This window comes from Vibrio sp. 1078-1 (assembly GCF_033340475.1).
Genome location: NZ_JAWOWM010000285.1, coordinates 1 through 743, shown reverse-complemented (window position 1 = coordinate 743; position 743 = coordinate 1). Strand labels below are relative to the sequence as shown.

At 43.9% G+C, this 743-nt stretch carries 1 protein-coding gene; it reads left to right on the top strand.

All coding sequences use genetic code 11. The features are described from left to right. Nucleotides 1-612 (top strand): chitin disaccharide deacetylase (gene chbG / locus R7190_RS27130; RefSeq protein ID WP_318137835.1); only part of this gene is annotated, 612 nt, incomplete at its 5' end. Nucleotides 613-743 lie beyond the last annotated feature (131 nt).

Sequence of the window (743 nt, the reverse complement as noted above, 5' to 3'; positions counted from 1 at the left end):
CATCAAAATCCAGACTTAAAAATTGGCGTACATCTACGGTTTACAGCAGGTGCTCCTCTCACGGAGCACCCAAACTTAACCAATGGTAGAACGCATTTCGTCAAATACAGTGAATTGTGGAACAAGCAAGATTTTGAAGCTCAAGCGGTTTACGATGACGCTAAAGCTCAAATTGATCACTTCTTGTCACTTGGACTAACGCTCAGCCACCTTGATAGTCATCATCATGCTCATACGCATCCCCAGATTCTTCCTATTGTTCAGAAACTCGCGAAAGAGCACCGCGTGCCACTTCGCGGGAGTGGTATCTGTCATCAACCAATGACGACAAGCTATTTCTTTTCCGATGAGTTTTACGATCAAAAGGTAAGTTTGGACGGATTAATGCAACACCTTCTGAGCTTAAAAGAGAATTACGATGTGGTAGAGGTGATGTGTCATCCTGCTTATGCCGACCAGCCCCTTATTATGAAAAGTGGCTATGCACTGCAAAGAGAGTTAGAGCTACAAGTGCTCACATCTCCCATTCTAAAAGAGCAATTGGCGCAGCATGGTATAGCCGTCACGGATTACTCCGCACTCGTTTCTACCAGCCAAGTTGTAGGTGTATGATTAAGGCTGCCAGATTCGACCCCTATAGTCACCTTACGAATTGCTGGCAGCCATTTTTCGAATAAAAACATTCATTATTTATTAGCAGTCGGATTCATTAGCATTATGGCAAGGATTAAAGATGTCGCCGA